The organism is Escherichia sp. AM3 (genome assembly GCF_032029835.1).
Classification (GTDB): domain Bacteria; phylum Pseudomonadota; class Gammaproteobacteria; order Enterobacterales; family Enterobacteriaceae; genus Escherichia; species Escherichia coli.
This window is the reverse complement of the sequence record NZ_JAVUPQ010000111.1, coordinates 1-5,922: the sequence shown is the minus strand read 5'-3', so window position 1 is coordinate 5,922 and position 5,922 is coordinate 1. Positions and strand designations below refer to the sequence as shown.

Below are 5,922 nucleotides of genomic sequence, written 5' to 3'. Positions count from 1 at the left end.
CCGGTACCTGTATCCAGGTATGACCAGTACATTTTTACCCCAGTCGGGCCGAGCTGCGTGGGTTTATAAAAAACCAAGTTGCTTGCTGTTGATGTGTAATTAAAGGTCATCTGTGCGGCAGTGGAGGGGCCTCGATAGTTATCAACTCCTGCATTATTTCCCACAATAAAACTTGTATATGCACTGACTGTATTACAACAAGAATACAGTGCTAAAAAAAGAATGTACCTGAAGATAGTCTTCATTTTTACTCCAATGTTTCTTTATTGTTATGGTTTGCGCTGTTTTTGTTTGTTATTCGTAGTAAATATCCACTAACACATGGCTCATAAGTTGACCAGATGTAACACTCAATGCAGGATCGATTTTTTGCATTCGGGTGCTAAATTTCCAGGATGAACCATTCATGTCATCCGACATTACTGGATAAACGGAACGAGATCCGCCTGAAGCATTAAGAACATTGAATGTATTCGCCGAATCCTGAGTAGAAAATATAACTACTCCTACATTACTTGCTCCTGACGAAATTTCATTAGCAAATATTTGCCTAGAGCCAGCAGCCATGACACCGCTAAGGGCTCTAAAATCAATATGTAACTGATTTAGCACATCGCCAGTTCCCTGTAATGCACAGTCGGATACAGTGATAGTGAACTCTTTTCCACCTGGTTGATAACTTTCAGGAGTAACATTACCTGAAAAATATCCCACCCCAACGACGCCAAGATCAATATTACCCTGGTTACTGATTCCGCTTTTGCAGGTGCTGTTTTTTACATTGGCAACAAGGTCAATATCCTGTCCAGCAATGGCTGGACAGGCGATGCAAAACAGTAATGACAGAAACAGAATTATTCTCTTCATCAGCTTACGTTGAGTGGGATGCATATATAGTTCCTGAATCTGTAAGTCTGTTAGTTATAGGTTACTGTAAATGTGGCTGGTGCAGAAAACTTACCCGCAGTGACATTGTTTACGGTTTTATTTTTTTCCACGACCAGGCGTGCACTCATCGGATAATAAACGACCGCATTGGCTGCAGTGGAGATTGTTACCTCTTGTGATGCTGGTGTTACACAGCTAAATTGTGTTGCACTCCCTGTTGCCGGAGTTACAGTGCTCCAGACTTCAACGGCGACAGCACTTGCTTTATCTGCGGCTGTGGAACCATTTGCAAACCCCGCACCGTCATTAGCAGTTCCCTCGCATGTGGCTCGCTTGGTTAATTTTATTTGCGCTTTTTTATTGGGGATACCCGCACAGTCTTTGAATTTGAGTTTGAATGTTTTTACTTTGGTCTTGGCATTGATTTCAGAAATATATACATCACCAAAATCAACAACAGAAATGTCCTGATCAGAGTCATTTACTAATGTAGCGGTACAAGTACCCATTTCTACAGTAGTAATAACGGTCAGTCCAATACTGTCTGTTGCCGCATAAGAGAGTACGCTGAACAATGAGGCAGCCAAAACGACACTGCTGGATAATCCATAACGTAAATTTTTAAATGTCATCATAATTATCCTTCTTATTGATAGATGAAATTAAACGTCGCCAGTGCACGAAAATTCCCCGGTACGCCTTGCCCTGCATCTGTTTCACGTAGCGCAACGGTCATTTCAAGACCCTTATCGGGCTGCATCTCGTCTGTGCTCCAGCGTATCTTTTCCGCACTGTTAGGTTTAAGGAAAGTGGCATCATCAGTAGTCCGTTTTTTGAAACCCATACCGATATTACTTGTCGTCGAAGATGAATCACCAGACTGCGGTATAATAAGCTTAGGTGAGCTTGATGATGCATTTCCGGTCAGAGTGGTATCAATCCAACTGATGCCACTGCTGCACCCACTGGCAACCAGTTTAAAATCAGCCTGAGATTCTGTCGTTTTATTCGCGATCTTATCCAGACCCATCTTAGGGATTCTCAATGTGTAGTTATTATTGCCATCATTCGTGACGTTATTACCAGTAAGTGTGATGTTACAGGTTGTCGCTTTGACAGTGGCTGTAAACTCTACATTAATATCCGTTGCAAATACTGAGGGTGATAATAATATTCCCATCAGTATCACTATTTTATGTGGCGTTGTTTTTATCATTTGACGTCCCTTGTAGTTACTGAATCTGACACCGAATTCCATTCAGAATAATAGATTGTGCTATTTTTTCTGCTTCTGGGCTTTGTTGATAATGCGCAAGACAACTTACGGGTTTACTTTGTTCGAGCCATTTAATGCTGATATTTCCCTGCTGCTCAATACCACGAACAAATGCTTGTCCACCCTGTCCAACATTACCAATGACATTGCCTTGCTCATCATAAATATCTGCAGCAAATGGAATATTTTTACCATCACTTCGTGTGATGTTCATAATGGCTGATTGCCCTTGCACGGTTTCAAAATCAGCAAAGACGACTGAACCCTGACGCGGTACAGCTACTGCACTGGTACTTTTTAATTCAACATCGTTCTCAAGATCGTTGATATCCAGCGCGATACGGTTTTCATGATAAGGAGAAAGAGCGCTGGTGACACCATAACCCCATCGATCGATAGTACTGTTGCCATAATTTATTCGCGCTCCTTGAGCACCTGGAGCCTGAACTACCGCCAGTGTATCGGAGTCGCTAAAACTATCATTACTGAAAGTCAGTCCACCGCTATGCAATACAAAACCACCGTCGGTGCTGAGAGAAACTTGACGGCTGTTATCGCTATTTGCAGAAATTGAACCTGCCAGCGTTCCCCATGGTGACTCATAGCTGGCATAACCCCCAACATAACTCAAATCTTTGCTGGCTTTATTCATCGTATAGCCAGTATTCACGCTATAACTGACGCGAGCGTTATCGCTATAGCCACTGCTGCTAACGTTGAGTTGGTTATTACCCTTAAAGTCACTGCTTATTTGAGTATCAATACTCTGGAAACCTGAAGTACGTTGTTCAGTGCCAAGTAATTTTTCAATTGGAATGGTGAAACTAAGATAAACGCTATCGTCAGTGTCGCCGTCTTCATTCCATGAACGCTGGGCACTGACACTGTAGCTGCCCCAGGATGTACTGTTACTGTAGCCAATAGAGTAATTGCTACGATTTTGTCCGGAAGCCCAGTAATCGGACCAACTTCCGGAAAGATAAAATGAACCGTAATCTTTTTTCTCAAATTTCAACGGTTGGTTAATACTGACCGTAACCTGATTTTTCATGCGTGAGTAATTACGCATGGATTTCGGTTCAAGATCTTGTTCGGGATGTTTCACTTCATCAATTAGAGTTAGTGCATCATTAAGACCAAGGTAATTCTGTGTCGAATAGCGATAGGCCGCGATATTCAGTGAAGTACTTGTTTCTTCGAATAACTTGTTCCAGGAAACACGATAACTTTGCCCCTGGTATGTTTTATCATCCGGGATACGAACATTGGAATGAGTCACATCGAAAGAAAATGCACCAACTGAAGTATTCAGACCAAGACCTAACAAACCAGCGGTATAGTTATTATCGGTTATCTGAATACCGGTATAACCCGTCAGATAGTTATTCAGGCCGTAGTAGTAGCTTGCTTGAAATAAATTAGGCTCATCCTGAATATCATCTTTTAAGACCTGACCGCCGCTAATATCCCAACGTCCAACGCCAGGGCGTAACATTTGAACAACGGATGAGAAAGGTTGCGAGAATGTCCGCTTTGAGCCATCGGATTCTTCGATGGTAACAATAAGATCGCTGCCGTACCCTGACGGACTCAGATCATCAATGACGAAAGCGCCTGGCGGCACCGTCGTTTCATAAATCTTATAGCCACCTTGCGTAATAGTGACTTTGGCGTTGGTATTGGCAACGCCATGAATGATAGGCGCAAAGCTGGCTAAAGTCGGAGGCAACATGCGGCTGTCACTGTATAAACGAATGCCTCGGATACTGACGGAATCAAAGGTTTCGCCCGTCGTATAAGACTCACCAAGAATGAGTTGAGAACGCAGCGAGGCGATATCACGCTGAACATACCGATTCTTAAAATCATAATTACTGCCAGAATCGGTCATCCAGTTGTAGTTGCCCGAGGCACGCAGTCGCCATGCACCTAAATTCATCCCACCGTTAAATGCAGCATAAATGCTTTCATTTTTTCGACCAGGGGTTTCACTATGATATCCGTTGAGGTTGTATGACAACATGGCCGCATTAATGCCGTTTTCCCATAACGATGGATCAACATAGTTTTGGTAATTTTTCATTACCCAGGCTTGAGGAACGTCTATATCCAGACGTTGATCGTTAACGTCATAACGAACAGAAGCCTGAGGGATAATTTCCGTCAAATTGAGGCAATTGCCGAGCGTTTCATCCCTGGCAAGCAGAACGGCTTTTTCGTTATTTATATCGGGAGAATTAATATGAAACTGCAATAAATTCTTTAATGTGATACAAGCCTGGGCGTTCTTTTTTCCTTCAATTGCGACAAATGTAATACTTTGGTTAATGATTGGTTGGTCGTTTACATAAACACTGACGTCGTAAACACCCGGTATAGCGGGGTTACCTTCACTGTACCGGCTGAGATCAATATTAGATGCATTCTGCCCCATCAGGAAGGTATGGTCATATTCAACGAGTTCAGCACTGAAAGCAGTATTGCAATACAGCAGCGCGCAAAACGTGGCGATACGGGTCAGATGATGATAATTTTTAGTATATTCTATAGTCACGCTATGCTTCCTGCGGAATTATATCCTTGCCTGATTACAGCCTGGCATTACCTTCAATTGCGCCACCAAAGTCATTAATGGCGTAAAAATGCACTTTTGCAGAATTCGCTTTGCCATTAAGGCCATTGACTTTCATGACCTCATCACTAAATGGTGCAATCATTTTCACATCAATCGGATAGCGTTTACCGCTAGCTTCTAAATCACCACTGCTAAAAGAGACGTAGTAAGGGGTTGGATTGGTCACTCGTAATGACGCCTTACCTTCTGAACCTGACCAGAACCACTTCAGGGCTAACGGGGCTTCAGAGGGATTTCCCTTCAATCCATCCGGGCGATAGAAAAGTTTTATACGTGTGCGAAATGCCAGTTGCAGCAGGCTTTGATTCGCGACCTTTTCTGCATCTGGTTTTGGTGGAACTTCCAGTACGTTAAACCAGAACACGCTCTCTCTGTCTTTAGGCAGTGAGGTGCTGGCTGTGTACATTAATTTGATTGTTTGCCCACGTTTGGCATCAATACGCGATACTGGCGGCGTAGCAGTAAAAGGGACTGTAATACTGCCAGGCTCAGCGTTGTCATCGCCAGTATCTAACCAACTCTGGACAAGCAACGGGTTATTCCCTTTATTTTCCAGACGTACGTTGACACTTTTTTGATCGCTTTTATATATTACGCGAGTACCCGAAATGACAATGTCCGCAATAGACGATGAACTAAAAGCCATACAGGTTACGAAGCATAAAGCTGTTGTATGTTTGGTGTTAAAAAACATAAACCATCCCTGATAGAGTTAATTAAAACAGGGAATAATATAAAATAGAAATTATTATTCCCTGTATATTCATTCAATCAATTTAACTGGTGAATACTTACTGATAAGTAATGGTGTATGCAGTGTTAGTTTTTACATAACCAGCAGTTGCTGTTTGGTCTGCGACGGCACGAACGTAAGACGCTTTAAAATCATAAACAGCAGATTTTGTCGTTGCATCCAGGGCTTTAGTATACACATCGCCAGGGTTGTTAATTTGAACCTGTTTGATAGTGGAACCATCAATATTGTGTAGAGCGATATTAACGCCGTCAGATGGGTTGTTAATAGACATGTCGTTGTTCAGCGTTCCTTTGCTATTACCAAAGAAAACAGAACCGAAGGTCATTTTAGCTGTACTACCTGGATTCGGATTTGCTTTGCTGCAGT

The 5,922-nt window shown here is 42.5% G+C and carries 6 protein-coding genes and 1 pseudogene; all 7 read right to left on the bottom strand.

Translation table 11 applies throughout. The features are described from left to right. Positions 1-245 (bottom strand): annotated as a pseudogene (locus RTW80_RS21995) (fimbrial-like adhesin); the annotation flags it as partial. Positions 246-294: 49 nt separating this feature from the next. Beyond that, positions 295-891 (bottom strand): fimbrial-like protein, encoded by a 597-nt coding sequence (locus tag RTW80_RS21990; RefSeq protein WP_000553749.1) that lies wholly within the window; start codon positions 889-891, stop codon positions 295-297. 26 nt (positions 892-917) lie between these two features. Beyond that, positions 918-1,523 carry a fimbrial-like protein YadL gene (gene yadL / locus RTW80_RS21985; protein ID WP_001310526.1) on the bottom strand — a complete coding sequence of 202 codons (606 nt, stop codon included), beginning with the start codon at positions 1,521-1,523 and terminating at the stop codon, positions 918-920. A gap of 11 nt (positions 1,524-1,534) precedes the next feature. Next, entirely contained in the window at positions 1,535-2,104 is a 570-nt protein-coding gene (locus tag RTW80_RS21980) for a fimbrial protein (protein ID WP_000598300.1), read from the bottom strand. A gap of 16 nt (positions 2,105-2,120) precedes the next feature. Beyond that, positions 2,121-4,718: a Yad fimbria usher protein HtrE gene (gene htrE, locus RTW80_RS21975; RefSeq protein WP_000151605.1), complete on the bottom strand. Its 2,598-nt coding sequence runs from the start codon at positions 4,716-4,718 to the stop codon at positions 2,121-2,123. Between the two features lie 34 nt (positions 4,719-4,752). Then, entirely contained in the window at positions 4,753-5,493 is a 741-nt protein-coding gene (locus RTW80_RS21970; RefSeq protein ID WP_000465928.1) for a fimbrial chaperone, read from the bottom strand. Positions 5,494-5,590: 97 nt separating this feature from the next. Beyond that, on the bottom strand, positions 5,591-5,922 hold a 332-nt coding region (locus RTW80_RS21965), incomplete at its 5' end, for a fimbrial protein (RefSeq protein ID WP_409415305.1).